Source organism: Pseudoduganella sp. GW821-FHT12E03 (assembly GCF_058807115.1).
The window spans coordinates 218,500-245,486 of record NZ_JBXAQJ010000008.1; the positions used below are offsets into that span (position 1 = coordinate 218,500).

Below are 26,987 nucleotides of genomic sequence, written 5' to 3' on the forward strand. Positions count from 1 at the left end.
GCGGATCTTCGGGTCCGCCGTTTTGTTTTTTACCAGGAGCCCCCATGACTGATTTTTGGATCGACCTGCGCAGCGACACCGTCACCAAACCATCCGCCGCCATGCGCGACATGATGCAATCGGCGCCCGTGGGCGATGACGTCTATGGCGACGACCCCACCGTCAACCTGTTGCAGGACACGGCGGCCAACCTGTTCGGTTACGAAGCCGCGCTGTTCGCGCCGTCCGGTACGCAAACCAATTTGATCGCCTTGCTGGCGCATTGCGGCCGGGGCGATGAATACCTGGTGGGCCAGGAGGCGCATACCTACCGCTATGAAGGGGGCGGCGCGGCCGTGCTGGGGAGCATCCAGCCGCAGCCGATCGCCAATCAGCCCGATGGCAGCCTGGCGCTGGCCGATATCGCGGCGCAAATCAAGCCGGACGATTTCCACTTTGCCCGCAGCCGTTTGCTGGCGCTGGAAAACACCATCGGCGGCCGGGTGCTGCCGCGCGAGTATGTGGCGCAGGCCACCGGCTACGCGCATGAACGGGGTCTGGCCACCCACCTCGATGGCGCCCGCGTCTGCAACGCGGCGGTCAAGCAAGGCGTCAGCCTGCGCGAAGCGGTGGCCGGATTCGACAGCGTGTCGGTCTGCCTGTCGAAGGGGCTGGGGGCGCCGGTCGGCTCGCTGCTGTGCGGCTCGCGCGCGCTGATCGGCGAGGGCAAGCGCTGGCGCAAGATGCTGGGCGGCGGCATGCGCCAGGCCGGCATGCTGGCGGCGGCGGGTTTGTATGCCTTGCGCCATAACGTGCAGCGGCTGGGGGACGACCACGATAACGCGGCCTTCCTGGCCGCCGAACTGGCGCGGATTCCGGGCTTGGTGGTCAGCACGCCGCAGACCAATATCGTGTACGTGGATGTGCCACGGGAGGCGATGGCGGGGCTGGGCGACGCCCTGGCGGCGGAACATATCCGCGTGTCGATGGCGCCCCGGCTGCGGCTGGTGACGCACCTGGATGTGAGCCGCGCCGACCTGGCCATGACAGCGCAAGTGTTTGCGCATTATTTTAAAGATTAAGAAAAAATGGAACACGACAATACAATCCGCCTCGCCAAGCGCGTGGCCGACCAGGTGCCATGCTCGCGCCGTGAAGCCGAGCTGTATATCGAAGGCGGCTATGTGCTGGTCGATGGCGTGACGGTGGAAGAGCCGGGCGCGCGGGTCGAGCCGCAGCAGACCGTGGTGCTGGCGCCCGACGCGTCGCTGCTGGAAATCACGCCGGTCACCATCATCGTCAACAAGCCGGAAGGTGTGAACGCGGGCATCGGCAGCGAGGGCAAGCCCATACTGAGTTGCCTGCGCGACGACACGCGCGTGGAAACGATGCGGGGCGAACGCTTTTTGAAGTGCCACCTGAAAAACCTGACCATGGAACCGTGGCTGGACACCCAAGCGACGGGACTGGTGGTGCTGACGCAGGAATTCGGCGTATCGCGCCGCCTGCAGGAAGGGCTGGAGCAGGAATTCATCGTCGAAGTCAAAGGCAATATCATCGACAACGGCCTGGCGCTGCTGAACCACGGCTTGCCGTTCAATGGCAAGCCGCTGCCGCCGCTGAAGGCCAGCTGGCAAAATGAACACCGCCTGCGCTTTGCCGTGAAGGCGCCGAAGCCGGGGCAACTCGTCCACATGTGCCGCCTGGTGGGACTGGAAGTGGTGAGCATGAAGCGCATCCGCATCGGCCGCATCGCCATGTCGTCGCTGCCGGCCGGACAGTGGCGCTTCCTGAAACCAAGTGAGCGGTTCTGATTCGGCTTATAATCATTATGGAATAAATAATATTGCAGGGAGTTGTGATGTCGGTACTGGTTGCGGCGGTGTCGTTGGTGGCTGCGGTACAAAGCAAGGCCATCGTGCCGCAGTATGATTACCGCCAGCCGATGGCCGATGGTGTGGCGCTGGTGGGGATGGATTGCCAGCGCAAGCAGCGCAAGCTGGAACTGGGTTTCTTTTATCCGGACAAGCCGCCGCGCCGCCAGATGGATTTGTGGCGCACTGCCGACCTGGTGAAATTCGACCAGGTCACGTGGTTCCTCACCGATGTCTATGAAGTCGAGCGCCGCTGCGTGCTGGGCAAGGATAAATACATTGTGCGCTTCCGTGGCGTGCCGGGCGCCAGCAACGCGCAGTGGCAGTGCGGCGCGACGAGCGGCGCACATGCCACCGTGTGGAAAAACGGCCGCCTCGTGTTCGATGACGAAATGGCCGTGTGCCAGGACGACAGCTATATCCGCAAAATCGTGTTCTCACCCGGCACCGACATGCCGGTGATTACCCACGCGCACTGAGGCCCGCACTGGGGGCCGCACCGAGGCCATTAAGAAACGGGCACAGCACTGGCGCCGTCGCGGGATGCGACAGCGCATTTTCGTGGCCCGCGCCCGGCGCCAGCACGAATTGCTTGCGCGCCGCCGGCAGCGCCTCGAACACTTTCATGGCCAGCGCGGGCGGTGTGTCCTTGTCCTGGTCGCCGGTCAGCATCAGGGTCGGGGCGCGCACGCGCGACACCGCGTCGGTGTTGTCGATGGCTGCCAGCGACGGCGCCAGGTGCACCCGGATGAACGGCTTGGCATACCAGGGGATGCTGCCGTTGACCATGTCGCGCGCATTGGTGGTGGTCCCTTCCAGCACCAGCGCCGCCACGTCGCGCTGGCGCGCCACTTGCGCCGCCACGAAGCTACCCAGCGACATGCCGTACACCGCCACGGTACCCGGATAGCGCTGGTTCAGGTGGTCATACGCGGCCAGCGCGTCGTCCATCATGTTGGCCGTGGTGGGCACGCCGCTGCTGCGGCCATAGCCACGGTAATCCATCATCGCCAGATTGACGCCGCAGGGCGCGAGGGCGGCGGCGACTTTGTCGCCGCTATTGTCGAGGTGGAACATATTGCCGCCGAAGTACAGCACGGTCAGTGGCGCGCCCGGCCTTTCCAGCAAGATGCCTTTCAACAGTGCGCCGTCCGGACGCGCCAGTTCCAGCTCAGCCGCGCCGGCCAGTTGCAATGTCTGCTTCGGCGCCTTGCCGCTGAGCGCGTCGGGACGGATCAGATGGCGTTCTTCGACCGTGATGGTTTTGCAGCCGGCCAGCAGGGCCAGCGCGGCGAACAGCGGGGTGGTGCGCATAGGGGTTCCTTTGACGTATACTGATTAAACTACAATTAAAATTTATCGTTTAACGATAAAAATTTATCATAAAACAATAAATAAATCATGTCGATTAAAACTTTTCGCGTCTGCCTGTTGCTGTTCGTCTTGCTGCAGGGAACTTACTACGGTTTATCGTGGTTTTACCCGCATCCGATTCCGATGCCGGGCTTCCAGATGGCGTTCTGGCCGGATGGCTTGACGATGGAACAGGCCCGTGGCTTGCCGCCGGCGCAGCGCTGGAGCGGCGCGCTGCTGTCGCTGCCGGTGCTGGCGCTGCTGGTGTATGCGTCTTGGCGGCTCGATGGCTTGCTGCGCGCCTTCCAGGCGCGTGATTTGTTTTCCGCCGCCGCCATCGGGCACGTGCGGGCGTTTGCCGGCGGCGCGCTGGGCGCGCTGGTGCTGGCCATCGCGGAACCGGCGTTGCGCGGCCTGCTGTGGCGGCATCTGCTGGGTGACAGCCATGCCGCCGTCAGCGTGGGGGTATCGTCGGAAGCGCTGTTGATGATGGTGGCATGCGGCCTGTTTTACGTGTTTGGCGGCGTGCTGCGGGAAGGGCGCCGCCTGGCCGAGGAAAACGAGGGCTTCGTCTGATGGCCATCGTGCTGCACCTGGACGTGATGCTGGCCAAGCGGAAAATCAAGTCGCGCGAACTGGCGCAGCATGTCGGCATCACGGAGCAGAACCTCAGCCTGCTCAAGTCGGGCAAGGTGAAGGGGATCCGTTTCGGCACGCTGGAACGGATCTGTGAAAAGCTGCAGTGCCAGCCGGGCGACATCATGGAATGGGTGCCGGGCGACGACGGTGCTGGCGATGAGGGAGGGGATGTGTGATGACGCCGGTTCGACTCGCCAGTCCGGACGCGCCGGGCTGGCTGACATTGCGCATGGCGCTGTGGCCCGCCGGCCGGGACGAGCACCTGGCCGATATGGAAGCGTTTGTGCGCGACCCGCGCCAGGCGGCGTTCCTGTTGCACGATGATGCCGGTTTGGCCGTTGGCCTGGTGGAAGCGTCGGTGCGCCACGAGTATGTGAACGGCACGGCGTCGTCGCCGGTCGGCTATCTGGAAGGCATCTACGTGGCGCCGCATTGCCGTCGGCATGGTCTCGCGCGCGTGTTGGTGGATCATGCGATGCAATGGGCGGCGGGGCAGGGCTGTTCGGAATTCGCGTCCGATGTCGCTATCGACAATGCGGACAGCCTGGCCATGCACCGGGCGCTGGGCTTTGCGGAAACCGAGTCGGTTGTGTACTTAGTCAAACCCATCCCGGCGGCGCCAATCCTTGCGCACAATGCGGCAGGCCTGGCGATACGCGCGGCGCAGCCGGCCGAGGCGACGCTGCTTGCGGACTTGATCCGCGAGCTGGCTGTGGTGGAACAGTTTCCCGATCCCGTCACCGTCACGCCGGACGATTTATTGGCGAACCTGTTTGGCCCGCAACCGGCGGCGCACGCATTGATTGCCGAGGCGGACGGTGAGGTGGCCGGCTTTGCCGTGTATTATGCGACCTTTGCCACCACGACCGGCAAGCGGGGGCTGCATCTCGACGACTTGTTCATCCGTCCCGCGTTCCAGGGACGGGGGTATGGCAAGGCCTTGCTGGCGCACGTGGCGGATATTGCGCAGCAGCGCGGCTGCGCGCGCTTTGAGTGGTGGGCGCTCAATACCAATGAACCGGCGCTGCGGTTTTATCAGGCGATGGGCGCGCGGCGCATGGAGGAATTGGTGGTGCACCGGGTGCAGGGGGGCCGGATTGCAACGCTGGCGGACGGCGAACGTGGTCCGGAACCGTGCGATATAGCGGTAAATTGCAACAAGCAGGACAATTGACTTTCCTGATTGCATATAATTGTCCCATCTCATGCCCTGCTGAAAGCGGTTCGCCGCGCCGGCATGCCTCGGCTTTCCCACCCGTTGCCTCCAGTGGTGCGCTATGCAGGTCGTCAGGAATATCAAGATATGGGTGTGGCGTGCACTGGTCGTGTTGTTGGCGGCGGGGCTGGTGGGTGGGGGCATCTGGTGGGCCGGCGTAGCCGCAGGCAACCAGGCGGCCGGCGAAGCCGCCGCCAGGATGGCATCGCGCAGTGAAAGCAATAGCGACATGCTGCGGCGGCAATTACAGCAGTTGCACCATGAAGCCCTGTTTTTGTCGAATGTCCCGGCGGTCACCGGCATTATCAGTGCACGCAGTAGCGCGGGTTTTGACGCGCACGCACAGGCCTCTAGCGCCTTGTGGGAATCGCGGCTCGCCGCCATTTTCAGCGCGTTTGCCGCGGAGCGGCCGGAAATCGTCCAGGTCCGCCTGATTGGCGTGGCCGACAATGGCCGGGAGCTGGTGCGTATTGACCAGCGCAATCGCAGTGCGGTGCGCACCAGCGCGGACCGGTTGCAGCAAAAAGGCGACACCGACTACATGCGTGCCGTCGTCCAACTGGCGGCGGGACGAACTTACCTGTCCGACTTCAATCTGAACCGGGAGCACGGCCGTGTGGAAATCCCACACTGGGCCACGGTGCGCGCGGCGACGCCGGTCTACGATGGGGATGGCCGGGTGTTCGGGGCCATTGTCATCAATTATCGGGCGGATTCGCTGCTGGCGCCGCTGACCGCCAACTTGCCAACCGATCTGCGCGCCTACCTGGTGAATGGGGCAGGGGCATTCCTGCTGCACCGCGACCCGGCACGCACCTATGGCTTCGATACGGGTCGGGTATGGCGATGGCAGGATGAATTCCGTTCGCTAGGCCATCCCTATCCCGATGCCCGCTTGCACTTGGCGGCGGATGTGGCCGGCCAGCGATTCTTGTTTGTCGCGGCAAAAGTCGTGCCGGACCCGGCACGTCCCGGGAGCGAATTGCACTACTGGCTGGGCATCCCGGAGTCGCGGGTGACGTCCGCCGTCACGAGCATGCGCACCACCATTGCGGGCGCCATGCTGGTGGGGGCGGTCCTGGTCCTCCTGGCGAGCTATTTCTACCGGGTGCAACGGCGGAAGTTGCGGGTATACCAGGAACAAATGTCGGCCATCGTGGAGCATACGCGAGATGCGGTTATCGGCGTCACCCTGGATGGAGGCATCACCGCATGGAACAGTGGTGCGCAAGCCATGTTCGGATACTCGGGCACGGAAGCGCAAGGGCGCGGCTTCGCCGATCTGATCGTGCCGCCACGGCTGATGGGCGAAGCCATGACCAACCTGCGGCGCGTCGCCGCCGGTGAAGACATTATTGAATTGGCGACGCGGCGAAAAACGTCCAGCGGGACGGAACTGGACGTCATGATTACGTCGTCACCCATACGGGATCACCAGGGCAAGGTGATCGGCATCGCCAAGATCGTGCGGGACGTGACCGAGCAGGCCGCCGCCAATCGCCGCATCCAGGAATTGAATGTATCGCTGGAGGCTCAGGTTGAAGAGCGTACCCGGCAAATCGCGTCCGTCATGGTGCTGCAGCACGCGATACTGGCGCACGCGTCGCATGCGATCGTCGCGACCGACCGGAATGGGGTCATTCAGCTGTTCAATCCCGCCGCCGAGCGCATGCTGGGTTACCGTTCCTCCGAGCTGGTCGGGATCATGACACCCGCCATTCTGCATGACGCGGGGGAAGTGGCGGCGCGGGCTCAAGCGCTGACGTTGGAGCTGGGGGAGCCGGTCGAACCGGGATTCGATGCGTTCGTGGCCAAGTCCAGGCGCTGCATGTCGGATGAAAACGAGTGGACCTATATCCGGCGCGATGGCAGCCGTTTTCCTGTCCTGCTGTCGGTCAGCGCGCTTCGCAGCGACAGCGGAGAAATCAACGGTTACCTTGGCATAGCGTCCGACATCTCGGCCGCCAAGCGTGACCGGCGCAATCTCGAAGTCGCGCGCGATCAGTTGCTCAATGCGGCGGAGGTGGCTGAACTGGGTATTTTCAGTTGGGAGCTGGCGTCCGGCCAGATCGAGTGGAACCCGCGCATGTACACGGTCTACGATGTTTTACCGGATGACGCCGGTGACGGACTGACGATCGAGCATTGGCGTAAGCGCATCCATCCGGAAGATGCGGAGCGCGTTACGGCGCAGTTGCAGGGCGCTATCGACGGCCTGTGCAAGTACGACCCGGTCTTCAGGATCGTGCGGCGCGACGGCAGTGTCCGCTATATCCAGGCCGCCGCGTCGGTTGATTGCGATGGCAGCGGCGTCCCGGTGCGGGTCTTGGGTATCAACCGCGATATTACTGCCCAGTATGAAGCGGAAGACCAGTTGCGGGCGGCGAAGCAGGCGGCCGATGACGCCAGCCGTGCCAAGTCCGCATTCCTCGCGAACATGAGCCATGAAATCCGCACACCCATGAATGCGGTGCTGGGCATGCTCGCGTTGCTCAAACGGACTTCGCTGGCGCCGCGCCAGTTTGACTATGCCGACAAGGCTGACAAGGCGGGACGCGCGCTGCTCGGAATTCTCAACGACATCCTGGATTTTTCGCGGGTGGAAGCGGGCAAGCTCGACTTGGATCCCCAGCCATTCAGCGTGGACCAGTTGCTGCGCGAAGCCGGTGTGATCCTGGCGGCCAACCTGTCGGGCAAACCGATTGAAATCCTGTTCAACATCGACCCACAGGTGCCGGACCGCTTGGTGGGCGATGCGATGCGGTTGCAGCAAATCCTGATCAATATTGGAGGGAATGCCATCAAATTCACGGACGGCGGCGAAGTGGCCCTGACACTGCGGCGGCTGGCGCCGTTACCGGAGGATGACGGCAGCGTGGTCAGGCTGGAATTCGCGGTGAGGGATACCGGCATCGGCATTTCCCCGGATCAGTTGAACACGATATTCGAAGGTTTCAGCCAGGCCGAGGCATCAACCGCGCGCCGCTATGGCGGTTCCGGCCTGGGATTGGCCATCTGCCGGCGCCTGGTGGCGTTGATGGACGGTGACTTGTCGGCGGTGAGCGAACCGGGACGTGGCAGCACCTTCCGGTTCAGTGCCAGGCTGGCGTTGACCGGCGCCGAGGACCGGCCGCGCCCGGCTGTGCCGCCACTGCGCTGCCTGCTGATATGCGGGCATCCCGGCATGGCCGCCTGCGTGCAGGCGCAAGCGGCATTGCTGGGGTGGGAATGCGATACCGTTGGCTGTGCCGCGGACGTGGCGGCCGCGGCCGTCCGCCGCAAACCCGATATCGTATTCATCAACTGCCAGGGGGATGAGGCGGACGCGCGCGAAGCCGTGGGGCGTGTGCGGCATGTGCACGCCGGCGTCCGTGTCATCATGATGGTGGCGCATGCGAGCGCACTGCCGGAGCACACGCCGAGGCCGCTGGACGACGGCGCGGACGGCTATCTGCTCAAGCCCGTCACGCCGGCCATGCTGGAGGAGGCGGCGGGCCGGGCCGGGCCGGCCACCGGCCAGCCGATGGCGGTAATGCCGCTTTCCCGGCTCGATGGGGTGTATATCCTGCTGGCGGAAGACAATCCGCTGAACCAGCAAGTGGCTTCCGAGTTGCTGGAACTGGCGGGCGCGCGCGTGACGCTGGCCGACGATGGCCATGCCGCCATCGAGAAAATGCGGGAGGCGGCGGGCCGGTTTGATTGCGTCCTGATGGATGTGCAAATGCCCGGCATGGATGGGCACTCCGCAACCCGGGTATTGCGCGCGTTATACGGCGACCAGTGCCCACCCATCATTGCCATGACGGCCAATGCCATGGCCAGTGACAGGGCCGAAGCGTTAGAGGCCGGCATGGTGGACTATGTCGGCAAACCTTTTGACGCGCAACAACTGGCGGCCGTGGTGTTGCGGCATACGGCAAGGCCGGGAATGGAGCCGCCGCCGACGCCACTGCCACTGCCGTCCGACGGGGGATGGCAGGCGCCGGCCGGCTTTGACAGCGCGGGCGCCCTGGCGCGCTTTGCCGGCAATGACAGGCTGTACCGCAGCGTGCTGGCGGGCTTTGTCGAGCAGATGGCATTGCTGGAAAGCCGTCTCCCAGCCACCGCCCCCGCCGACTGGGCGGCGTTGAAAGGTGTGCTGCACACCATCAAGGGTCTGGCGGGGACGGTCGGCGCCGGCGAATTGGCGGAGGCGGTACGCTTGTACGAGCAGGGCCCTGCGGCCAGCGGATCCGATTGGAGTGCGCAGCGCCAGCATTTGGCGCGCCTGATGGCGCGCGATGCGGCGCATGCCGCGGCCCTGGCGGCGCACATGCAGACCGGGCTCGACGCAGCCGCCGGTGCGGTTGGCGGGCGCGATGGCGACGCGGCAGCGTTGCCATCGGAATTGCATACACTGAGGGTGATGCTGGGGCAATCGAATATGGCTGCTATCATGCACTTCGATCAGTTGCGGCACCGTTTCGGTCCGCAACTGGCGGACGCCGCCATACCGCTGGGCCAGGCGCTGGACCGGTGCGACTTCCCCAGCGCATTGCGCGCATGTGAACGATTGCTGGATCAACTGGAGCAGAATTGACATGCACCCGCTTGCAGACACCATGGCGTTACGCGAACCAGGCAAGCGCCGTGGCCGCCTTCTGGTCGCGGACGACCAGCCAGCCAACTTGCTGTTGCTTTACCAGCTGTTGTCGAGTGAGTATGAGCTGTTGGCGGCAACCAGCGGCGAGCAGGCGCTGGCGCTGTGCCGGCAGGCGTTGCCCGACCTGGTCTTGCTCGATGTCGTCATGCCCGGTGTCGACGGCCTGGAAGTCTGCCGCCGTCTGAAGCAGGATGGCGACCTGGCCGCCATTCCCGTGATTTTCGTTACGGCTGGCACATCGGACGACGAGGAAAACGCCTGCTGGGAAGCTGGTGGCGCGGACTTCGTCCACAAGCCGGTGAACCCCAATACGTTGCGCCGCCGGATACGCGCGCATTTGCAGCTGAAATGGCAATTCGATGCATTGCAGGCGCTTGCCTTCAAGGATGGGTTGACCGGTCTGGCCAATCGCCGCCATGTTGACGAGCGGATCGCCCTGGAATGGCGGCGCTGCGGGCGGGCGTCAATGCCGTTGGCCGTCTTGATGATCGATGTGGACTATTTCAAGCGGTACAACGACCATTATGGCCACCAGGCCGGCGACGCTTGCCTGATTGCTCTGGCCGGCGCCTTATCCGGGGCCATCAACCGGCCTGGCGACCTGGTGGGCCGTTTCGGCGGCGAGGAGTTTATCTGTGTGTTGCCGGATACCGATGCCGCCGGCGTGCTCTTGATTGGCGAACGGGTGGCGGCGGCGGTGGCGGCATTGGGGATTCCTCATGCGGCATCCGGCGTGGCGCCGACCGTCACGGTCAGTATCGGAGGGGCGTCCCTGACACCGGCCGAGGGCGACGCGACCGCGCTGGTGCAGCGGGCGGATGCGGCGCTCTACGCGGCGAAATCAAAGGGCCGGGCGCAGGTGGTGGTGGCGGACGAATTGCGCGGCACGGCGGAGGTTGCCCCCCGGGAGCTTCGGTCAAGCTGACAACACCCGCTTTTCAGGCTTCGGCAACTGCACCAGGCGCGTGCCGGCCAGGCGGTCATGCAGGAACTGGCGGTCTTTATCAAACAGCGCCAGCAAGGCCCACACACCCATGCTGGCAAACAGGGCATACAGCGCCTGCCAGCGTGACAGTTGCAATGCCATCGACGCCAGGATGCCAGGCATGACCCAGCCCCACGCCAGCAGGTAGCGCAGCGCGGCGATTTTCAAGGGCACATGGCTGTAGCCGGGGAACACCAGCTTGATGCGCCAGGTGCGCATCGCCAGGGTCTGGCCTTCGCGCGACCACTGGTGGATGAAATACGCGCCCAGCACCAGGAATGCCAGCGCCTGGCGCAAGTGTTCGGCGAGCGAGGTATGGGCGGCCTGCAACGCGATTTCCAGCACCAGGAACGGCAGGAACAGCACGGCAAACGCCAGCAGCATTTCATACACGATGGCGATCAGGCGCCGCTTGATGGCGGGCGCCGGGTCTTGCGCTTGCGCGGTGTTATTTGACATTGGAGGCGGGCGGCGTGCTGGTGGCGGGAGCGGTGACGGCCGGGGCTGGCGCCGAGGCGCCGGATGCGGCAGGCGCCGTTGCAGGTGGTATGGCCGAGGCCGGGGCGCTGGCGGAACCAGGCGCCGCGCCGGGGACGGTCGCCGCAGGCGCGGAGCCCGGCACCGCGCGCTTGACCGGCTGCACCGTCTGGATCTTGCTTTGTGTCGGCGTGGGCGGATTGACGACCTGTTTTTTCGGCGCCTTGTCAGCCAATTGTTTCTTTTGTTCTTCCGGCAATTGCTGGTATTGCTCCCACTGCACGGATTTCTGGCCAGGGCTCGGAGCGACTTTTTGTGAACGGGCAAAGTTCTCGCGCACCATGCGGCGCTGGTCCGGCGTCAGGCGCACCCAGTCGCGCATGCGCTCTTGCACGCGCATCTGTTCGTCCGGCTTCATGCCGTTGTAGCGGTTGGCGATTTCCAGCCACTTTTGCTTGCGCAAGCCTTCCAGCTTGTCCCATTCACCCTTCAGCGGATCCAGCGCGCGCTGTTGTGCGGCTGATAAATCTTTCCACAAGGGTTTTTCCATGGCGATCGGCGCCACCACGGGTTTAGCGGGCGCCGATGCGGACGCGGCTGGTTTGCCGGCCGCTGTGCCGGGCGTGGCAGCCGGCGTGATGGCGGTGACCGGCGCAACCGCAGCTTGCTGGGCAGGGGCGGGCGCTATGGCGGCTGGCTGGGCCGGCGGCGTGGACGTGGCGGGCGCCTGCGCCAACGCGCCGGCGGCGATCAGGACGGAGGTGAGCAGTCCGGCCCGGGTAGTGGTTTTAACGCTGATACGCGCCATCCTTATTGCTCGCGACTTTCTTCCAGATAAGTATTAAAACCATGGTCCAGGTAAGCGGACAATGGCAATTCGTCCGACAGCACGGCGGCGTCGAGTTCAGCCAGTTCATTGATGCGCTGCTGCTGTTCGTATTGGTACAAGCCCACCATGCCGGCCACCAGCACCAGCAGCGGCAGCGCCACGCTCATGCGGCCCAGCCAGCCGAACGGATGCGAGAAAAAGCCGCCGGCGCCGGCCGTGGCCAGCTCCGATTGCGTCACGCGCACCGGTACGTGGGGTTTTTTGCGCGCCATGGCGGCTTTGCGGGCGGCGGCCAGGCGGTCGGTGGTCGAAGCCGGCAGCTCTTCCAGCTTTTCATTGAGCGCGTGGCGCACCTTGTAAGCGAAATTGAGGTCTTCGGTGTTCATAATTTAATTCCCTGGGCTTTCAATGCTTCAGCTAACGTATGAGTTGCGCGGGAGCAATGTGTTTTTACGCTCCCTTCGGAACATCCCATCGCCACAGCGGTTTCGGCCACATCCAGATCATGCAAGTAACGCATGAGGAAGGCTTCCCGTTGACGTGTAGGCAGTTTTTGTACTTCGGCGTCGATGGCGCTGAGCACCTGCATGCGTTCCACCTTGTCGGCGGACGATTCGGACGCTTCGGAACCTTGCTCAGCCTCGTATGTTTCCAGGATGTCAAAGTCTTCGTGCTCATCGTTGGATGACGACATGCCAGAAAACAGGCTGACCCAGGTGTTGCGAACTTTTTCTCTTCGGAAATAATCGAGGATGGTGGTTTGCACGATGCGCTGGAACAGCATCGGCAATTCCGCGGCAGGCTTGTCGCCATACTTTTCCGCCAGCTTGATCATGGCGTCCTGCACGATATCCAGGGCGCTTTCTTCCTTGCGCACAGCGTAGAGGGCTTGTTTAAAGGCGCGCCGCTCGACGTTTTCGAGGAAATCCGATAATTCTTTGTCTGTTGCCATGCGTTGGGGGAGCGTGCTGCGGGGGAGGCGTGCATCTTAGCAAAAAATGCATCCGGAGGACATAACTTCAGTGCGAACCCGTACGGGTTTGCACCATATTCGCTTCCCAATGAGCGATATATCAAATATTCCTTGACCAAAATCATGTGTCTTGATACCTTGCTGAAAGCTTTGCACACCACGAAGCCCTTGGTTTTATCCGGCGAACCACAAAGTCGCCACCGGTAAATCCCGCTTTCATTTGTCAGCAGTTTGCTCTAACCCGTGCCACAAGCGCGAGAAGTATGCAATACCGCGGCAGACACTCAGGCCAAACGAGTTGCGTTTGCGTCGTTCTGAACCTTGCCTCTCCATGGGCATGGGAATTTGCGCCGTGACCGCAGAAAGAAGGGAAGCCTAAGGGGTCCGCCACGTGTTCAGCATGCTTCGCCAGGCAAGAGCATCCGATCAATCTCCCGTATGGACCTTGAAAGGAATGTATCATGAACACCGAAGCCAACGCACCCATCACGGGCGCGGAAATTGTCGTACGTTGCCTCGCTGAAGAAGGTGTAGAACACGTCTTTGGCTACCCCGGCGGCGCTGTGCTGTACATCTACGACGCCATCTTCAAACAGGACAAGTTCCAGCACATTCTGGTGCGCCACGAGCAGGCCGCGATCCACGCTGCCGACGCCTATTCGCGTTGCTCGCAAAAAACCGGCGTCGCCCTCGTGACTTCCGGCCCGGGCGTGACCAATGCCGTGACCGGCCTGTCCACCGCCTACATGGACTCGATCCCCATGGTCGTGATTTCGGGCCAGGTGCCCAGCCACGCCATCGGCCAGGACGCTTTCCAGGAATGCGACACCGTCGGGATCACCCGTCCGGTCGTCAAGCACAACTTCCTGGTGAAGGATGTCAAAGACCTGGCAGAGACCATCAAGAAAGCTTTCTTTATTGCTAAGACCGGCCGCCCTGGTCCGGTGCTGGTTGATATTCCTAAAGACATCAGCATGCAAAAGGCGGTTTACCACTATCCGAAGGAAGTGGAAATGCGCTCGTACCGTCCGGTGGACAAAGGCCATTCGGGCCAGATCCGCAAGGCCGTGCAAATGCTGCTTGCCGCCGAACGTCCGATGATTTACACCGGCGGCGGCGTGATCCTGGCGAACGCCACCAACGAGCTGACCAAGCTGTGCGACCGCCTCGGCTTCCCCATCACGAATACGCTGATGGGCCTGGGTTCCTACCCGGCCACCAACGACAAGTTCGTTGGCATGCCAGGCATGCACGGCACGTATGAAGCCAATATGGCGATGCAGAATTGCGACGTGCTTATTGCCATTGGCGCCCGCTTTGACGACCGCGTGATCGGCAACCCGAAGCACTTCGCCAGCAATCCGCGCAAGATCATCCATATCGACATCGATCCGTCGTCGATTTCCAAGCGCGTGAAAGTCGACATTCCGATCGTCGGCAACGTCAAGGACGTGCTGATCGAGTTCCTGGCACAACTGGATGCCGCCGAACAAAAGCCGAATCCAGCCGCCCTGTCGGGCTGGTGGAAACAGATCAACGAATGGCGCGGCCGCGAATGCCTGAAGTACGCGACGTCCGACCTGGTCATCAAGCCGCAGCAAGTGGTGGAATCGCTGTGGGATATCACCAAAGGCGACGCCTTCGTGACGTCCGACGTGGGCCAGCACCAGATGTGGGCCGCCCAGTACTACAAATTCGACAAGCCGCGCCGCTGGCTGAACTCCGGCGGCCTGGGCACCATGGGTGTCGGCCTGCCGTATGCGATGGGCGTACAAATGGCGAATCCCGACGCGACCGTGGCATGTATCACGGGCGAAGGGTCGATCCAGATGAACATCCAGGAACTCGCGACCTGCAAACAGTATCACCTGACCCCCAAAATCATCCTGCTGAACAACCGTTTCCTCGGCATGGTGCGCCAGTGGCAGCAAATCGATTACGGTTCTCGCTACTCGGAGTCCTACATGGACTCGCTGCCCGACTTTGAAAAACTGGCCGAAGCGTATGGCCACGTGGGCATGCGCATCGAAAAACCGGGTGACGTCGAAGGCGCGCTGAAAGAAGCGTTTGCGATGAAGGATCGTCTGGTGTTCATGAACTTCCTGACCGATCCAAGTGAAAATGTGTGGCCGATGGTGAAGGCTGGCAAAGGCCTCTCCGAAATGCTGCTGGGTTCGGAGGATCTGTAATGCGACATATTATTTCTGTACTGCTGGAAAACGAAGCCGGCGCCTTGTCCCGTGTGGTTGGCCTGTTCTCGGCCCGCGGCTATAACATCGAAACCCTGACGGTGGCGCCGACCGAAGATCCGACGCTGTCGCGCATGACCATCGTCACTTCGGGTTCCGACGACATCATTGAACAGATCACCAAGCACCTGAACCGCCTGATCGAAGTGGTAAAAGTGGTGGACTTGACCGAAGGCCAGCATATCGAGCGCGAGCTGATGCTGATCAAGGTCCGGGCCGTGGGCAAGGAGCGCGAAGAAATGAAGCGCACCGCCGACATCTTCCGTGGCCGCATCATCGATGTGACCGAGAAGACCTACACCATCGAACTGACCGGCGCGAAGAGCAAGCTCGATGCCTTCATCGATGCGATTGACCGCACCTCGATCCTGGAAACCGTCCGTACGGGCGGTTCCGGCATCGGCCGCGGCGAGCGCATCCTGAAAGTCTAATGATATGTGGGTGCCCGGCCTGAAGGCCCGGCACCCAATAAAGAATATTTGAATTTTTACCAAGGAAAAACCATGAAAGTTTTCTACGACAAAGACGCTGACCTCTCCCTGATCAAGGGCAAAAACGTTGCCATCATCGGCTACGGTTCGCAAGGCCACGCTCACGCACAAAATCTGAGCGAATCCGGCGTCAACGTGACCGTTGGTCTGCGTAAAGGCGGCGCGTCGTGGCAGAAAGTTGAAGCGGCCGGCCTGAAAGTCGCTGAAGTCAACGAAGCCGTTGCAGCTGCCGACGTCATCATGATCCTGCTGCCGGACGAAAACATCGCCCAGGTGTACAACGAAAACGTGGCGCCAAACGCCAAGCAAGGTGCAACCCTGGCCTTCGCCCACGGCTTCAACGTGCACTACGGTCAAGTCGTGCCACGCGCCGACCTGGACGTGATCATGGTTGCTCCGAAAGCTCCGGGCCACACCGTGCGCGCCACGTACCGCCAGGGTGGCGGCGTGCCGCACCTGATCGCCGTGTACCAGGACAAGTCCGGCAACGCCCGTGACATCGCCCTGTCGTACGCATCGGCCAACGGTGGCGGCAAGGCCGGCATCATTGAAACCAACTTCCGTGAAGAAACCGAAACCGACCTGTTCGGCGAACAGGCTGTTCTGTGCGGTGGCGCGGTTGAACTGATCAAAGCTGGTTTCGAAACCCTGACCGAAGCTGGCTATGCTCCGGAAATGGCGTACTTCGAGTGCCTGCACGAACTGAAACTGATCGTTGACCTGATCTATGAAGGCGGCATCGCCAACATGAACTACTCGATCTCGAACAACGCCGAATATGGCGAGTACGTGACCGGCCCGAAAGTGGTGACGTCCGCCACCAAGGAAGCCATGCGCCAGTGCCTGAAAGACATTCAGACCGGTGAATACGCGAAATCGTTCATCCTGGAAAACAAGGCCGGCGCACCGACCCTGATTTCCCGCCGCCGCATCAACGCCGAGCACCAGATCGAAACCGTTGGCGCCCAGCTGCGCGCGATGATGCCTTGGATCGCCAAGAACAAGATGGTTGACCAGTCCAAGAACTAATCAGCACCTTGCGGAGGAATGGCGCTCTGCCATTCCTCAACAAAAGCCCGGCTTGCCTTGCAGCCGGGCTTTTTTATTGCCACGTGTCAAGTTGATAAACAATTTCCACGCAGATATTTCCATTGTGCTAGGCTCGTTGTTCGCTTCGACAACTTTTCTGGAGGCAATATGTGGCGTGACTGGAGTGTGGCGACCAAAGTGTCCACGGCGGCGTTTGCCATCGTCAGCGCAGTGTTCCTCGTGTTCGTACTGATGGTGGGCTTTGGCGTGTCGCGCCTGGCGGAACAGGAAGCCATGCGGGAAGTGGCCGACAAAACCCGCTTGCTGGGCGATACCGTGGAAATTGTCGACGCGGACTTGCGCAAGCAAGTCGCCACCTATGCGCGGGTATTTGCCAGCGGTTTCCCGCAGGGACTGGAAATCGACCCGGCCAATACTGTCACAGTGGGCGCGGAAACCGTGCCCACCCTCAGCACCGGCGGTAAAGTCTTGAACCTGGATTTTTCCGTGCCGGACAATTTCACCAAGCTGACGGGCGTGTATGCCACCGTGTTTGTGCGGCGCGGCGATGATTTCGTGCGCGTGACCACCTCGCACAAGAAGGAAAACGGCGAGCGCGCGATTGGCACCAAACTGGCGGCGGACCACCCCGGCTACCGCAAGGTGCTCGACGGGCAGGTGTATGCGGGCCCGGCCAACCTGTTTGGCAATATGTACATGACCAGTTATGAACCGGTCAAGGATGCGGCCGGCAAGGTCATTGGCATCCTGTATGTCGGTGTCAGTTTTGAAGATTCGCTGCGTTCGCTGAAAGACAAGGTCAAGGCCATGAAACTGGGCGCGTCGGGCCAGTTTTATGCCCTGGAAGCGCGCAACAACAAGGATCTCGGCAAGCTGCTGATCCACCGCACAGAGGAGGGCGGCAATGTGCTGGCCGCCAGGGATGACGCCGGCGCCGAGTATGTGAAGACCATGCTGGAACAAAAGACCGGCACCCTGCGCTACGACATCAAGGGCAGCGAGCGCCTGGTGGCGTTCCAGCATGTGCCCAGCTGGAATATGGTGGTGGTCGGTGAAGCGCTGGCGGCCGAAGTCACGCAATCGGCGCTGGCGCTGAGCAGGCGCTTTGCCCTGATCGGCCTGGCGCTGGTGGCGCTGGTGGCGGGCTTGCTGCATCCGCTGGTGGTGCGGCTGGTGAAGCGGCCATTGGAATATGCGCTGAAAGTGGTGCGCACGGTGGCTGAAGGCAACCTGGGCAGCCGGATCGATGCGCACGGCAACGATGAACCGGGGCATTTGCTGGACGCCATGAAGCACATGAATGCCAGCCTTGCCGAGATTGTCGGCAATGTCCGCCATGGCGCCATGACGATGGAAGCCACGGCGACCCAGCTGGCCGAAGGCAACCGCGACCTGGCCAGCCGCACCGAATCGCAAGCCTCCTCGATCGAGCAGACCGTGGCGTCGATGGCGCACCTGACGCAAGCCGTGCAGCGCAACAGCGCCAGCGCGCACCAGGCCAACCAGCTGGCGCAATCGGCGTCGGACGTGGCGCGCAAGGGCGGCGCCGTGGTGTCGCAGGTGGTCCATACCATGCAATCGATCAAAGCCTCCGCGCAAAAGATTGCCGACATCAACAGCGTGATCGATGGCATTGCTTTCCAGACCAATATCCTGGCGCTGAACGCGGCCGTGGAAGCCGCCCGTGCCGGCGAGCAGGGCCGGGGCTTTGCGGTGGTGGCGACCGAAGTGCGCACCCTGGCGCAGCGTTCCGCCAGCGCGGCCAGGGAAATCAAGCAGTTGATCGGCGCGTCGGTGGAACAGGTGGACGCGGGCGACCGGCTGGTGGCCGACGCGGGCGCCACCATGCAAGACATCGTGGCCAGCGTCACGCGCGTGACGGACATCATGCGGGAAATGCAGGCGGCCGGCGACGAGCAATCGGCCGGGATCGCCCAGGTCGGCGCGGCGATTGCCCACATGGATGAAGCGGTGCAAAGCAATAGCGCGCTGGTGGAGCAGGCCGCCGCGTCGGCCAGCACGCTGGAGCAGGAAGCGGCGGAATTGACGCGGACCGTGCAATTCTTCACGCTGGCCGAGCATGGTCCGGCAACGCTGCACGCCGTGCCCCCGGTCCCGGCCCAGGCGCTGCGCGCCCCCGGTTCAGCGGCGGCGCGGCGCCTGGCGGCTTAGCCGGCCGGTCAGCCCGGTTGCCGGCGCCGCCGCGCCGCCATGCCCAGTACCCCCAGGCCGCCCAGCAGCATGCCGTAGGTGGCCGGTTCCGGCACCGGCGACAGCAGGGCCAGTTGGCAACCGCCAGTGGCCATGCAAACTTTCGCGGCGACCTGGTCATGGTCATTGATGTTGAAGACTTCGCTCACGCGCCATGTTGGATCGGTAACGAGGTCGCTAAACAGTGTCATCTCGCCATTGGCATACAGGTAGGAATTGCCGTACCAATTGCCGATGAACTTTCCCGCGGAATTAATATCGAGCGCCAGGGCGTCTCCGGCGCCGGGGCCATCCTGGAGGATGTTTAATGTTCCCTGGTTGTACATGAAGGGGCGCAGCACGGCGTCAGGATTCATGCCGGCAAAACCGACCATGGCGCCGGAGGCGTTAATGGCGGTGATTTGTTGAAAGGCCGAGCCAGGTATTTCCAGCTGGGTGATCGTGCCATTGCGATACACGAACGCGCCGCCAAACAGCGCCGTGCCGACCGCCGTGCCATCGTCGTTGATATCGGAAATCCAGCTCGATGCATGCGGCTTGTATTGCGCGCCCAGATCAATGATATTGCTTCCGTTGATTACGACCGCATGGGCGCTGCCGTTGACCCACATGGAGCCGCCAATCGCCCCGTGGTTGTTGATCGCGTGGATCTCGCCTATCCATTGGCCGCTGGGCAGGTTCAGGTAAGTGATCTGCCCGTTTTTGTATGTCAGGCCAACGGGCAAGTTGTTGACCATGGCGGTGCCTGCGATAACGCCATGGTTGTTGATGGCGGATGAGGTCCCCCAAAACGGCAAGTCCGTGGTGCCCGTTGCGACGCTGGCGGTGAAGCTGACGGTGGTGTTATCCACTGCGCCATCCCGGTATCCCACCACGACGCCGTGGTCGTTGAGGCCGGTAATATTCGCGCCAGTGACCATGCCGGTGCCGAGCAAGTCGACCCGGTAATGAGGTTGGGCGCTGGCCGCTGGTGGCAGCAGGAACAAGGCGGATAGTAGTGCAAATCGATTCATGGATTTTCCTTTCAAAGAGCGCCTGAATGCAGGCGGCTCTATGCTAAGGGGCAGTCAGGCGCGCACGATTGCAATAATATAAATATGTTTGTTTTTGCAACTTCATGGCATCGTGTGAACCGTGCATGAAGTTGTCTGTGGCTGTTGTTACAAACACTCACCACCTGGTGCGTGCCGGCCATTTGATTTCGGTTAAAGTGCGTTCACTCAGCGTAATTTGGAGAATAACAACATGATCATCCGCACCACCCTGGCAGCCGCCACACTATTCCTGGCGACGCATGCGTATGCACAAACCACCCCCTCTGCCGGTACTGAAGTGATCGTTGCCGCCAATGGCGAAGTCACGGCGCCAAACGACCAGGCCATCGTCACCTTGGCGATCGAAGAGCAGGACAAGGACAAGGCGGCCGCCGCGTCGCGCGTCAACCAGAAAATGAAGCAGGGCATGGAGCTCTTGCGCAAGGAAGATCCGGCGGCCAGCCTGAAAACCCAGGGGTATTACACTTACCCGGTGTATCCGGAAGACCGCCCGCTGGCGCCCGGCGCCACACCGAAAGTGCGCCAGCCGGCCGCCTGGCGGGTCGGCCAGTACTTGCAGGTGACCACCACCAGCCTCGACAAGTTGCCGAAAACCGTGGCCACCACGCAAAAAGTGCTGACCCTGAACGGCATCCACTTTGGCCTGTCCCGTCCCGCCCTGAAGAAGCTCGATGAACAGCGCATTGCCGCGTCATACCAGAACCTGAAAGACCGCATTGCCGCCATTGCGCGCGCCATGGGCCGCAATCCGTCCGACGCGATCCTGGAAACCGTGGACTTCGAAGGGTCGGGCAATTACGCCGGTGGCGGCAGCGCCCGTGGCGGCAGGGTGGAAATGATGGCGATGAAAGCCGCCGCGCCACCGCCGCAAATGGATGTGGCGGAACCCAGCTTTGAACCGGGTGAAACCACGCTGGATATGAACCTGGTCGGAAAAGTCCGGTTTAAATAAGACTTAACCGAAGGAAATGTCGGGATGCATTTCTTTTGCTGCAAGGTCGTCTCTCTATATAATAGATCGTAGACAGCATAGAAATGGATCCACATGGCAACTTTCCCCCGTCGTAAAATCAAGAATGGCGCCACCGCGCCCAAACCCAAGAATTCGCGCTTTGCCAAGTTCGCGCGCCGGGTGCGGGGACAGGATGAACTGCCGCGTTCGCGCGGCATTTACCTGTTGCCGAACGCCTTTACGACGGGCGCGCTGTTTTGCGGCTTCTTTGCCATCGTCATGGCCATGAACCAGCGTTTTGAACATGCCGCCTGGGCCATCTTTGTCGCCATGATCCTCGATGGCCTCGATGGCCGGATTGCCCGCCTGACCAATACCCAAAGCGAATTCGGCGCCCAGTACGACAGCCTGGCGGACATGGTGTCGTTTGGCGCCGCGCCGGCGCTGGTGATTTATGAATGGTCGCTGCGCGGCATGGGCAAGCTGGGCTGGATTGCCGCGTTTGTCTATTGCGCCGGCGCCGCGTTGCGCCTGGCCCGCTTCAACACCAATATCGAAGTGGTGGATAAGCGCTTCTTCCAGGGCATGCCCAGTCCGGCCGCGGCGGCCATGGTGGTGGGGTTTGTCTTGCTGATGAATGACCTGGAAGTGCCGGGCTTGCAGCTGTCGTGGACTTCGTTTGCCATCGCCCTGTTTGCGGGCCTGACCATGGTGACCAACGTGCCGTTCTACAGCTTCAAGGAATTGAATTTCCGTAAGTCGGTGCCGTTCATTTTCGTGTTTGTCATCGCGCTGGTGTTTGCGTTGGTGTCGATCGACCCGCCCAAGGTCATGTTCCCGCTGTTCCTGATTTACGGCCTGTCCGGTTATGCGGTGTTTTTCTGGCGCATGGCCAAGGGCAAACCGGTATCGATTATCCAGACTGAACACGAGCCTGTAGACGAAAGCGAACGCCGCTGACCCGACGGGGCGGTGTAACCAAGGAGCCAATATGAGCAACAGTGACCGCCTCATCATTTTTGACACCACCTTGCGCGACGGCGAGCAATCGCCGGGCGCCTCGATGACGCGCGAAGAAAAGCTGCGCATCGCCAAACAGCTGGAACGGCTGCGGGTGGATGTGATCGAGGCGGGCTTTGCCGCGGCGTCGCAGGGCGATTTCGAATCGATCCGCGCGATTGCCGCCGCCGTGAAGGAGTCCACCGTCTGTTCCCTGTCGCGCGCCAATGACCGCGATATCAGCCGCGCGGCCGAAGCGTTGCAGCCGGCCGCCCGTAAGCGCATCCACACCTTTATCGCCACCTCGCCGCTGCACATGCAGATGAAGTTGAGGATGGCTCCAGAACAAGTCCTGGAGCAGGCCAAACTCGCGGTGCGCTTCGCCCGCAACCATACCGACGATATTGAATTTTCCCCGGAAGACGGCAGCCGCTCGGAAGAGGATTTCCTGTGCCGTGTGCTGGAAGGCGTGATTGCCGAAGGCGCGACCACGATCAACTTCCCCGACACGGTTGGCTATGCGGTGCCGGAATTGTTTGGCGAGACGATCCGCCGCCTGCGTGAACGCATTCCGAATTCCGACAAGGCTGTGTGGTCGGTGCACTGCCACAACGACCTGGGCCTGGCTGTCGCCAATTCGCTGGCCGGCGTCATGATCGGCGGGGCGCGCCAGATCGAATGCACCATCAACGGCTTGGGTGAGCGGGCCGGCAATACCGCGCTGGAAGAAGTCGTGATGGCGCTGCGCACGCGCGGCGCCTACTACAACCTCACCACCAATATCGATACCACGCAAATCGTGGCGGCCTCGAAAATGGTGTCGCAAATTACCGGCTTTGCCGTGCAGCCGAACAAGGCCGTGGTGGGCGCCAATGCGTTTGCCCACGCGTCCGGCATCCACCAGGACGGCATCCTGAAGGCGCGCGAAACCTATGAAATCATGCGCGCCGAAGACGTCGGCTGGACCGCCAACAAGATCGTGCTGGGCAAGCTGTCCGGCCGCAATGCGTTCAAGCAGCGCCTGCAGGAACTCGGCATCGAGATGGAATCCGAGGCGGAAGTCAATGCCGCCTTTACCCGCTTCAAGGAACTGGCCGACCGCAAGGCGGAAATTTTTGACGAAGACATCGTGGCGCTGGTGACGGACGAAGAGCATGCGCACGAAAACGAGCACTACCGCTTCGTGTCGCTGGCGCAGCGCTCGGAAACCGGTGAAACGCCCCAGGCGCGCGTGGTGTTTTCCATCGGCGGCAAGGAGCATGCGTGTGAAGGCACCGGCGACGGCCCGGTCGATGCGATGGTGAGCGCGATTGAAAGCGCGGCGAAGAGCGGCGCGGAGCTGGTGCTGTTTTCGATTAACGCGATCAGCACCGGCACCCAGTCGCAGGGCGAGGTGACCATGCGCCTGTCGAGCGCGGGGCGGATCGTCAACGGGGTGGGGGCGGACCCGGATATCGTGGTGGCGTCCGCCAAGGCGTATCTGTCCGGCTTGAACAAGCTGTACTCGAAGATCGAGCGGCTTAATCCGCAGACGGAGTAACTGGTCAGTTATCAATTTTTCATGCAGAATCATGCCCTTGTGCAACCTGAGGCCGGCAGGCCGCATCAGGCTGCGCATGGGCATGTTGCCCGCGCCGCGCCCACCGGTATGGGCATTGATCACTGGAATAACTGGAGTCCACCATGCGCCTGCTTCTTGCAATTTTCCTTCCCTGGCTGTCCTTCTTCACGATCGGCCGCCCCATGGCCGGCGTGATTTGCCTGATCCTGCAATTGACCTTGCTGGGCTGGCTGCCGGCGGCGATCTGGGCCGTCTACTCGCTGAGCCAGTACAACACCGACAAGAAGATCGAGCAGGCCCTGCAGCAGCGTTCGTGACCCGCGGTCAGAGCGGGCGCCGGTCTTCGTAATCGGGATCCGGGCCGGACATCAGTTCGCGCAGCACGCCATGGCGGTCGAAATGGATGTGCATCAGCGAATACCAGATGCCGGCCTGTTTGTATTTGTACGACCAGACCTGCATATCGCGCAGCCCCAGATACATGGTGTCATACGGCCGTCCCAGTTTTTGCGCGACCGTCGCCTGCGTATCAAGGCCCGGCTTCAGCGCCGCAAACGTGGCATCCGTGGCTTCCGGATAAGCGGGACCGGACAGGCCGGCACAGCCGGCTAGCATCGCCAGCAAGAAAAAATTTGCCAGGAATTTAAGCTTTTTCATGCATATTTCCCTCCTTGCTGGCCATTCTAGGCATAAACAAGGTGGCAGCGGCGCGAAATTCCGCTATACTTCCGGGTCTTGGCCTTTATTGGCCAGGTATTCTTATTAACGTAATTCACGGTGAATGGGGTGCCAACTCCGACCACCGCATGTGAAAGGTATCAAAATGACCGTAGAAAACATCAACAAGGCCGCCATCATCGCGGACAACGCACGTGGCCAAAACGACACCGGCTCGCCAGAAGTTCAAGTTGCACTGCTGACCGCACGCATCAACGAACTGAACGGCCACTTCAAAGCCCACTCGAAAGATCACCACTCCCGCCGTGGTCTGATCATGATGGTTAACCGTCGTAAGAGCCTGCTGTCCTACCTGAAAAACAAAGATGCAACCCGTTACCGCGACCTGATCGCCAAACTGGGCCTGCGTAAGTAATCTTTGTACGTCCCGGCTTAATCGAGATGCCTGCGTCAGTTCGCTGCCGCAGGCATTTTGTCATTTGTATGCCGGGAAAAGCTTGCCTCACGGCATGCTAAAGGGAAATCCGGCAGTCGATGTATGCAGTAAAGGCGGCGGCAAGCACAGGCCGCTGCCTGTGGTGAGGTGAACGACAGCTCCTGAAAATCTGTCGGCAAATAGAAAGGGATTACCCATGTTTAACAAAGTTACGAAAACCTTCCAATACGGCCAACATACCGTGACCCTGGAAACCGGCGAGATCGCTCGCCAGGCTTCCGGTGCTGTCCTGGTTTCGGTGGACGATACCGTCGTGCTGGCGACCGTGGTGGCGCGTAAAGACGCGAAACCAGGCCAGGACTTCTTCCCACTGACCGTTGATTACCTGGAAAAAACCTACGCGGCAGGTAAAATCCCCGGTGGTTTCTTCAAGCGCGAAGGCCGTCCTTCCGAAAAAGAAACGCTGACCTCCCGCCTGATCGATCGTCCAATCCGCCCTCTGTTCCCGGAAGGCTACATGAACGAAGTGCAAGTGATCATTCACGTGCTGTCGGTCAACCCTGAAATCGATCCGGACATCGCCTCCATGATCGGCGCTTCCGCCGCCCTGTGCGTGGCCGGTGTGCCGTTCAACGGCCCGATCGGCGCAGCCCGCGTGGGCTACGCCAATGGCCAGTACATCCTGAACCCGACCACCACCCAGCTGAAAACCTCGCAGATGGACCTGGTTGTGGCCGGTACCGAAACCGCCGTGCTGATGGTGGAATCGGAAGCGCAGCAGCTGTCCGAAGAAATCATGCTGGGCGCCGTGGTCTTTGGCCACACTGAAATGAAAGCTGTCATCGACGCGATCCACGAACTGGTGCGCGACGGCGGCAAACCTGAGCAGGTATGGACCGCGCCGGCGAAAAACGAAGCGCTGATCGCCAAGGTCGCGCAATTCGCCGAAGCGAAAATCCGCACCGCTTACCAGACCAAAGACAAGCAGGCCCGTACCGACAAGCTGCGCGCGATGTCGTCGGAAGTGCTGGCTGACCTGGCTGCCGATGCCGCCGCCAACGGCGTGGATGCACCGGACAGCGTCGAAGTGGGCAACATCCTGTTCGACATGGAAGCCAAGGTTGTGCGTTCGCAGATCCTGGAAGGCGAGCCACGTATCGACGGCCGCGACACCCGCACCGTGCGTCCGATCGAGATCCGTTCGTCCGTGCTGCCGCGTACCCACGGTTCGGCCTTGTTCACCCGTGGTGAAACCCAGGCCCTGGTCGTCGCGACCCTGGGCACCGCGCGCGATTCGCAAAAAATCGACGCACTGATGGGCGAATATACCGACGGCTTCATGCTGCACTACAACATGCCTCCGTTCGCCACCGGCGAAACCGGCCGCGTCGGTACGCCGAAGCGCCGCGAAGTGGGCCACGGCCGCCTGGCCAAGCGCGCACTGATCGCCGCACTGCCGGCACCGGAAGATTTCTCCTACTCGGTGCGCCTGGTATCGGAAATCACCGAATCGAACGGTTCGTCGTCGATGGCTTCGGTCTGCGGCGGCTGCCTGGCGCTGATGGATGCGGGCGTGCCGATGAAAGCCCACGTGGCTGGTATCGCCATGGGCCTGATCAAGGAAGGCGGCCGCTTCGCCGTGCTGTCCGACATCCTGGGTGATGAAGACCACCTGGGCGACATGGACTTCAAAGTAGCCGGTACCGCCAATGGTATTACCGCGTTGCAGATGGACATCAAGATCCAGGGCATCACCAAGGAAATCATGCAAGTGGCGCTGGCGCAAGCCAAAGAAGGCCGCGACCATATCCTGGGTGAAATGCAAAAAGCCATGCCGCATGTGAAGACCGAACTGTCGGACTTCGCACCGCGCCTGATCACCATCAAGATCAATCCTGAAAAGATCCGTGACGTGATCGGCAAGGGCGGCGCCGTGATCCGCGCGCTGACCGAAGAAACCGGCACCCAGATCGACATCAGCGACGACGGCATCGTGACCATCGCCTCGGTGGACGCCGCTGCCGGCCAGGAAGCCAAGCGCCGCATCGAAGAGCTGACCGCGTCGGTTGAAGTGGGCAAGACTTACGACGGCACCGTCCTGAAACTGCTGGACTTCGGCGCCATTGTGCAAGTGATGCCAGGCAAAGACGGCCTGCTGCACATTTCGCAGATCGCCAACGAGCGTGTCAACGCCGTGGCCGACTACCTGAAAGAAGGCCAGCAAGTGCGCGTGAAGGTCCTGGAGACCGACGAGCGCGGTCGCCTGAAACTGTCGATGAAGGCTGTGGCTGAGGAAGCTTCCCAGGCCGCCGCGCAGTAATCTGCCGCAAGACGCTTG

General features: G+C 61.8%; 25 protein-coding genes and 1 pseudogene. 19 read left to right on the top strand and 7 right to left on the bottom strand.

Annotated elements, in window-relative coordinates; translation table 11 throughout:
- The first annotated feature begins 44 nt into the window (after positions 1–44).
- Genes ltaE through AC1RRC_RS21130 form a run of 3 tightly spaced genes read left to right on the top strand, consistent with a single transcriptional unit; the run spans position 45 to position 2,332 of the window.
- Positions 45–1,061 carry a low-specificity L-threonine aldolase gene (gene ltaE, locus AC1RRC_RS21120; protein ID WP_493057498.1) on the top strand — a complete coding sequence of 339 codons (1,017 nt, stop codon included), beginning with the start codon at positions 45–47 and terminating at the stop codon, positions 1,059–1,061.
- Positions 1,062–1,067: 6 nt separating this feature from the next.
- Entirely contained in the window at positions 1,068–1,793 is a 726-nt protein-coding gene (locus tag AC1RRC_RS21125; protein WP_493057499.1) for an RNA pseudouridine synthase, read from the top strand.
- Between the two features lie 47 nt (positions 1,794–1,840).
- On the top strand, positions 1,841–2,332 hold the full coding sequence (locus AC1RRC_RS21130; protein WP_493057500.1) for a hypothetical protein: 492 nt from the start codon (positions 1,841–1,843) through the stop codon (positions 2,330–2,332).
- On the opposite strand, the gene AC1RRC_RS21135 is transcribed toward AC1RRC_RS21130, so the two are convergent.
- Positions 2,316–3,167 (bottom strand): alpha/beta hydrolase family protein, encoded by an 852-nt coding sequence (locus AC1RRC_RS21135; protein ID WP_493057501.1) that lies wholly within the window; start codon positions 3,165–3,167, stop codon positions 2,316–2,318. The two genes, AC1RRC_RS21130 and AC1RRC_RS21135, sit on opposite strands and share 17 nt — an antisense overlap.
- An 87-nt stretch (positions 3,168–3,254) precedes the next feature.
- Here AC1RRC_RS21135 and AC1RRC_RS21140 point away from each other — a divergent pair, with 87 nt between their 5' ends.
- From AC1RRC_RS21140 to AC1RRC_RS21165, 6 genes and pseudogenes are all read left to right on the top strand, one after another.
- Positions 3,255–3,782, top strand: coding sequence for a DUF2975 domain-containing protein (locus AC1RRC_RS21140; RefSeq protein WP_493057502.1), 528 nt, complete (start codon positions 3,255–3,257; stop codon positions 3,780–3,782).
- Positions 3,782–4,021 carry a helix-turn-helix domain-containing protein gene (locus AC1RRC_RS21145; RefSeq protein ID WP_493057503.1) on the top strand — a complete coding sequence of 80 codons (240 nt, stop codon included), beginning with the start codon at positions 3,782–3,784 and terminating at the stop codon, positions 4,019–4,021. Before AC1RRC_RS21140 ends, AC1RRC_RS21145 begins: the two co-directional genes overlap by 1 nt.
- Positions 4,021–4,455 (top strand): annotated as a pseudogene (gene aac(6'), locus AC1RRC_RS21150) (aminoglycoside 6'-N-acetyltransferase); the annotation flags it as partial. The gene AC1RRC_RS21145 and the pseudogene aac(6'), both read left to right, overlap by 1 nt.
- A gap of 105 nt (positions 4,456–4,560) precedes the next feature.
- Positions 4,561–5,019: a GNAT family N-acetyltransferase gene (locus AC1RRC_RS21155; protein ID WP_493057688.1), complete on the top strand. Its 459-nt coding sequence runs from the start codon at positions 4,561–4,563 to the stop codon at positions 5,017–5,019.
- Positions 5,020–5,122: 103 nt separating this feature from the next.
- Entirely contained in the window at positions 5,123–9,640 is a 4,518-nt protein-coding gene (locus AC1RRC_RS21160) for a PAS domain-containing hybrid sensor histidine kinase/response regulator (protein ID WP_493057504.1), read from the top strand.
- Between the two features lies 1 nt (position 9,641).
- On the top strand, positions 9,642–10,628 hold the full coding sequence (locus tag AC1RRC_RS21165) for a diguanylate cyclase (RefSeq protein ID WP_493057505.1): 987 nt from the start codon (positions 9,642–9,644) through the stop codon (positions 10,626–10,628).
- Here AC1RRC_RS21165 and AC1RRC_RS21170 read toward each other — a convergent pair.
- From AC1RRC_RS21170 to AC1RRC_RS21185, 4 genes are read right to left on the bottom strand one after another with little or no spacing between them, the layout of a single operon-like run.
- Entirely contained in the window at positions 10,620–11,147 is a 528-nt protein-coding gene (locus AC1RRC_RS21170; RefSeq protein ID WP_493057506.1) for an RDD family protein, read from the bottom strand. The genes AC1RRC_RS21165 and AC1RRC_RS21170 overlap by 9 nt on opposite strands.
- On the bottom strand, positions 11,137–11,973 hold the full coding sequence (locus tag AC1RRC_RS21175) for a DUF3106 domain-containing protein (protein ID WP_493057507.1): 837 nt from the start codon (positions 11,971–11,973) through the stop codon (positions 11,137–11,139). Before AC1RRC_RS21175 ends, AC1RRC_RS21170 begins: the two co-directional genes overlap by 11 nt.
- 2 nt (positions 11,974–11,975) lie before the next feature.
- Positions 11,976–12,380 carry a DUF3619 family protein gene (locus AC1RRC_RS21180; RefSeq protein ID WP_154380403.1) on the bottom strand — a complete coding sequence of 135 codons (405 nt, stop codon included), beginning with the start codon at positions 12,378–12,380 and terminating at the stop codon, positions 11,976–11,978.
- Positions 12,377–12,946, bottom strand: coding sequence for an RNA polymerase sigma factor (locus AC1RRC_RS21185; protein WP_493057508.1), 570 nt, complete (start codon positions 12,944–12,946; stop codon positions 12,377–12,379). The genes AC1RRC_RS21180 and AC1RRC_RS21185 overlap by 4 nt, the downstream gene beginning before the upstream one ends.
- Before the next feature lie 482 nt (positions 12,947–13,428).
- Here AC1RRC_RS21185 and AC1RRC_RS21190 point away from each other — a divergent pair, with 482 nt between their 5' ends.
- From AC1RRC_RS21190 to AC1RRC_RS21205, 4 genes are all read left to right on the top strand, one after another.
- Positions 13,429–15,156: an acetolactate synthase 3 catalytic subunit gene (locus AC1RRC_RS21190; protein ID WP_493057509.1), complete on the top strand. Its 1,728-nt coding sequence runs from the start codon at positions 13,429–13,431 to the stop codon at positions 15,154–15,156.
- Complete coding sequence (gene ilvN, locus AC1RRC_RS21195; protein ID WP_154380409.1) at positions 15,156–15,647, top strand: acetolactate synthase small subunit; 492 nt, start codon at positions 15,156–15,158, stop codon at positions 15,645–15,647. The genes AC1RRC_RS21190 and ilvN overlap by 1 nt, the downstream gene beginning before the upstream one ends.
- Positions 15,648–15,719: 72 nt before the next feature.
- Complete coding sequence (gene ilvC / locus AC1RRC_RS21200; protein ID WP_493057510.1) at positions 15,720–16,736, top strand: ketol-acid reductoisomerase; 1,017 nt, start codon at positions 15,720–15,722, stop codon at positions 16,734–16,736.
- A 168-nt stretch (positions 16,737–16,904) separates the two neighbouring features.
- Positions 16,905–18,929 carry a methyl-accepting chemotaxis protein gene (locus AC1RRC_RS21205; protein WP_493057511.1) on the top strand — a complete coding sequence of 675 codons (2,025 nt, stop codon included), beginning with the start codon at positions 16,905–16,907 and terminating at the stop codon, positions 18,927–18,929.
- A gap of 8 nt (positions 18,930–18,937) precedes the next feature.
- Here AC1RRC_RS21205 and AC1RRC_RS21210 read toward each other — a convergent pair whose 3' ends face one another.
- Positions 18,938–19,903, bottom strand: coding sequence for a PEP-CTERM sorting domain-containing protein (locus AC1RRC_RS21210; protein ID WP_493057512.1), 966 nt, complete (start codon positions 19,901–19,903; stop codon positions 18,938–18,940).
- Between the two features lie 310 nt (positions 19,904–20,213).
- Between AC1RRC_RS21210 and AC1RRC_RS21215 the strand changes: the two genes are divergently transcribed.
- From AC1RRC_RS21215 to AC1RRC_RS21230, 4 genes are all read left to right on the top strand, one after another.
- The gene (locus AC1RRC_RS21215; RefSeq protein ID WP_493057513.1) at positions 20,214–20,975 is read left to right on the top strand and encodes an SIMPL domain-containing protein; all 762 of its coding nucleotides are present in this window, start codon (positions 20,214–20,216) and stop codon (positions 20,973–20,975) included.
- A gap of 93 nt (positions 20,976–21,068) precedes the next feature.
- Positions 21,069–21,935, top strand: coding sequence for a CDP-diacylglycerol--serine O-phosphatidyltransferase (pssA, locus tag AC1RRC_RS21220; RefSeq protein ID WP_493057514.1), 867 nt, complete (start codon positions 21,069–21,071; stop codon positions 21,933–21,935).
- A gap of 31 nt (positions 21,936–21,966) precedes the next feature.
- Positions 21,967–23,514: a 2-isopropylmalate synthase gene (locus AC1RRC_RS21225; RefSeq protein WP_493057515.1), complete on the top strand. Its 1,548-nt coding sequence runs from the start codon at positions 21,967–21,969 to the stop codon at positions 23,512–23,514.
- A gap of 143 nt (positions 23,515–23,657) precedes the next feature.
- The gene (locus AC1RRC_RS21230) at positions 23,658–23,852 is read left to right on the top strand and encodes a YqaE/Pmp3 family membrane protein (protein ID WP_493057516.1); all 195 of its coding nucleotides are present in this window, start codon (positions 23,658–23,660) and stop codon (positions 23,850–23,852) included.
- A gap of 7 nt (positions 23,853–23,859) precedes the next feature.
- Here AC1RRC_RS21230 and AC1RRC_RS21235 read toward each other — a convergent pair whose 3' ends face one another.
- Positions 23,860–24,192, bottom strand: a complete 333-nt coding sequence (locus AC1RRC_RS21235) for a hypothetical protein (RefSeq protein WP_493057517.1) — start codon at positions 24,190–24,192, stop codon at positions 23,860–23,862.
- Between the two features lie 166 nt (positions 24,193–24,358).
- On the opposite strand from AC1RRC_RS21235, the gene rpsO reads away from it, so the two are divergent.
- A complete protein-coding gene (rpsO, locus tag AC1RRC_RS21240) occupies positions 24,359–24,628 on the top strand; it encodes a 30S ribosomal protein S15 (protein WP_056405183.1) in 270 nt (89 codons plus the stop codon).
- 217 nt (positions 24,629–24,845) lie between these two features.
- On the top strand, positions 24,846–26,969 hold the full coding sequence (pnp, locus tag AC1RRC_RS21245) for a polyribonucleotide nucleotidyltransferase (RefSeq protein WP_493057518.1): 2,124 nt from the start codon (positions 24,846–24,848) through the stop codon (positions 26,967–26,969).
- The last annotated feature ends 18 nt before the right edge of the window (positions 26,970–26,987 follow it).

Excerpts from the sequence above, each read along its gene's own strand:
- AC1RRC_RS21185 (WP_493057508.1), bottom strand. The coding sequence starts at position 12,946 with ATGGCAACAGACAAAGAATTATCGGATTTCCTCGAAAACGTCGAGCGG.
- AC1RRC_RS21235 (WP_493057517.1), bottom strand. The coding sequence starts at position 24,192 with ATGAAAAAGCTTAAATTCCTGGCAAATTTTTTCTTGCTGGCGATGCTA.
- AC1RRC_RS21135 (WP_493057501.1), bottom strand. The coding sequence starts at position 3,167 with ATGCGCACCACCCCGCTGTTCGCCGCGCTGGCCCTGCTGGCCGGCTGC.
- ltaE (WP_493057498.1), top strand. The coding sequence starts at position 45 with ATGACTGATTTTTGGATCGACCTGCGCAGCGACACCGTCACCAAACCA.
- pnp (WP_493057518.1), top strand. The coding sequence starts at position 24,846 with ATGTTTAACAAAGTTACGAAAACCTTCCAATACGGCCAACATACCGTG.
- AC1RRC_RS21160 (WP_493057504.1), top strand. The coding sequence starts at position 5,123 with ATGCAGGTCGTCAGGAATATCAAGATATGGGTGTGGCGTGCACTGGTC.
- AC1RRC_RS21190 (WP_493057509.1), top strand. The coding sequence starts at position 13,429 with ATGAACACCGAAGCCAACGCACCCATCACGGGCGCGGAAATTGTCGTA.
- AC1RRC_RS21170 (WP_493057506.1), bottom strand. The coding sequence starts at position 11,147 with ATGTCAAATAACACCGCGCAAGCGCAAGACCCGGCGCCCGCCATCAAG.
- ilvC (WP_493057510.1), top strand. The coding sequence starts at position 15,720 with ATGAAAGTTTTCTACGACAAAGACGCTGACCTCTCCCTGATCAAGGGC.
- AC1RRC_RS21165 (WP_493057505.1), top strand. The coding sequence starts at position 9,642 with ATGCACCCGCTTGCAGACACCATGGCGTTACGCGAACCAGGCAAGCGC.
- rpsO (WP_056405183.1), top strand. The coding sequence starts at position 24,359 with ATGACCGTAGAAAACATCAACAAGGCCGCCATCATCGCGGACAACGCA.
- ilvN (WP_154380409.1), top strand. The coding sequence starts at position 15,156 with ATGCGACATATTATTTCTGTACTGCTGGAAAACGAAGCCGGCGCCTTG.
- AC1RRC_RS21125 (WP_493057499.1), top strand. The coding sequence starts at position 1,068 with ATGGAACACGACAATACAATCCGCCTCGCCAAGCGCGTGGCCGACCAG.
- AC1RRC_RS21215 (WP_493057513.1), top strand. The coding sequence starts at position 20,214 with ATGATCATCCGCACCACCCTGGCAGCCGCCACACTATTCCTGGCGACG.
- AC1RRC_RS21145 (WP_493057503.1), top strand. The coding sequence starts at position 3,782 with ATGGCCATCGTGCTGCACCTGGACGTGATGCTGGCCAAGCGGAAAATC.
- AC1RRC_RS21130 (WP_493057500.1), top strand. The coding sequence starts at position 1,841 with ATGTCGGTACTGGTTGCGGCGGTGTCGTTGGTGGCTGCGGTACAAAGC.
- AC1RRC_RS21175 (WP_493057507.1), bottom strand. The coding sequence starts at position 11,973 with ATGGCGCGTATCAGCGTTAAAACCACTACCCGGGCCGGACTGCTCACC.
- AC1RRC_RS21180 (WP_154380403.1), bottom strand. The coding sequence starts at position 12,380 with ATGAACACCGAAGACCTCAATTTCGCTTACAAGGTGCGCCACGCGCTC.
- pssA (WP_493057514.1), top strand. The coding sequence starts at position 21,069 with ATGGCAACTTTCCCCCGTCGTAAAATCAAGAATGGCGCCACCGCGCCC.
- AC1RRC_RS21140 (WP_493057502.1), top strand. The coding sequence starts at position 3,255 with ATGTCGATTAAAACTTTTCGCGTCTGCCTGTTGCTGTTCGTCTTGCTG.
- AC1RRC_RS21225 (WP_493057515.1), top strand. The coding sequence starts at position 21,967 with ATGAGCAACAGTGACCGCCTCATCATTTTTGACACCACCTTGCGCGAC.
- AC1RRC_RS21205 (WP_493057511.1), top strand. The coding sequence starts at position 16,905 with ATGTGGCGTGACTGGAGTGTGGCGACCAAAGTGTCCACGGCGGCGTTT.
- AC1RRC_RS21230 (WP_493057516.1), top strand. The coding sequence starts at position 23,658 with ATGCGCCTGCTTCTTGCAATTTTCCTTCCCTGGCTGTCCTTCTTCACG.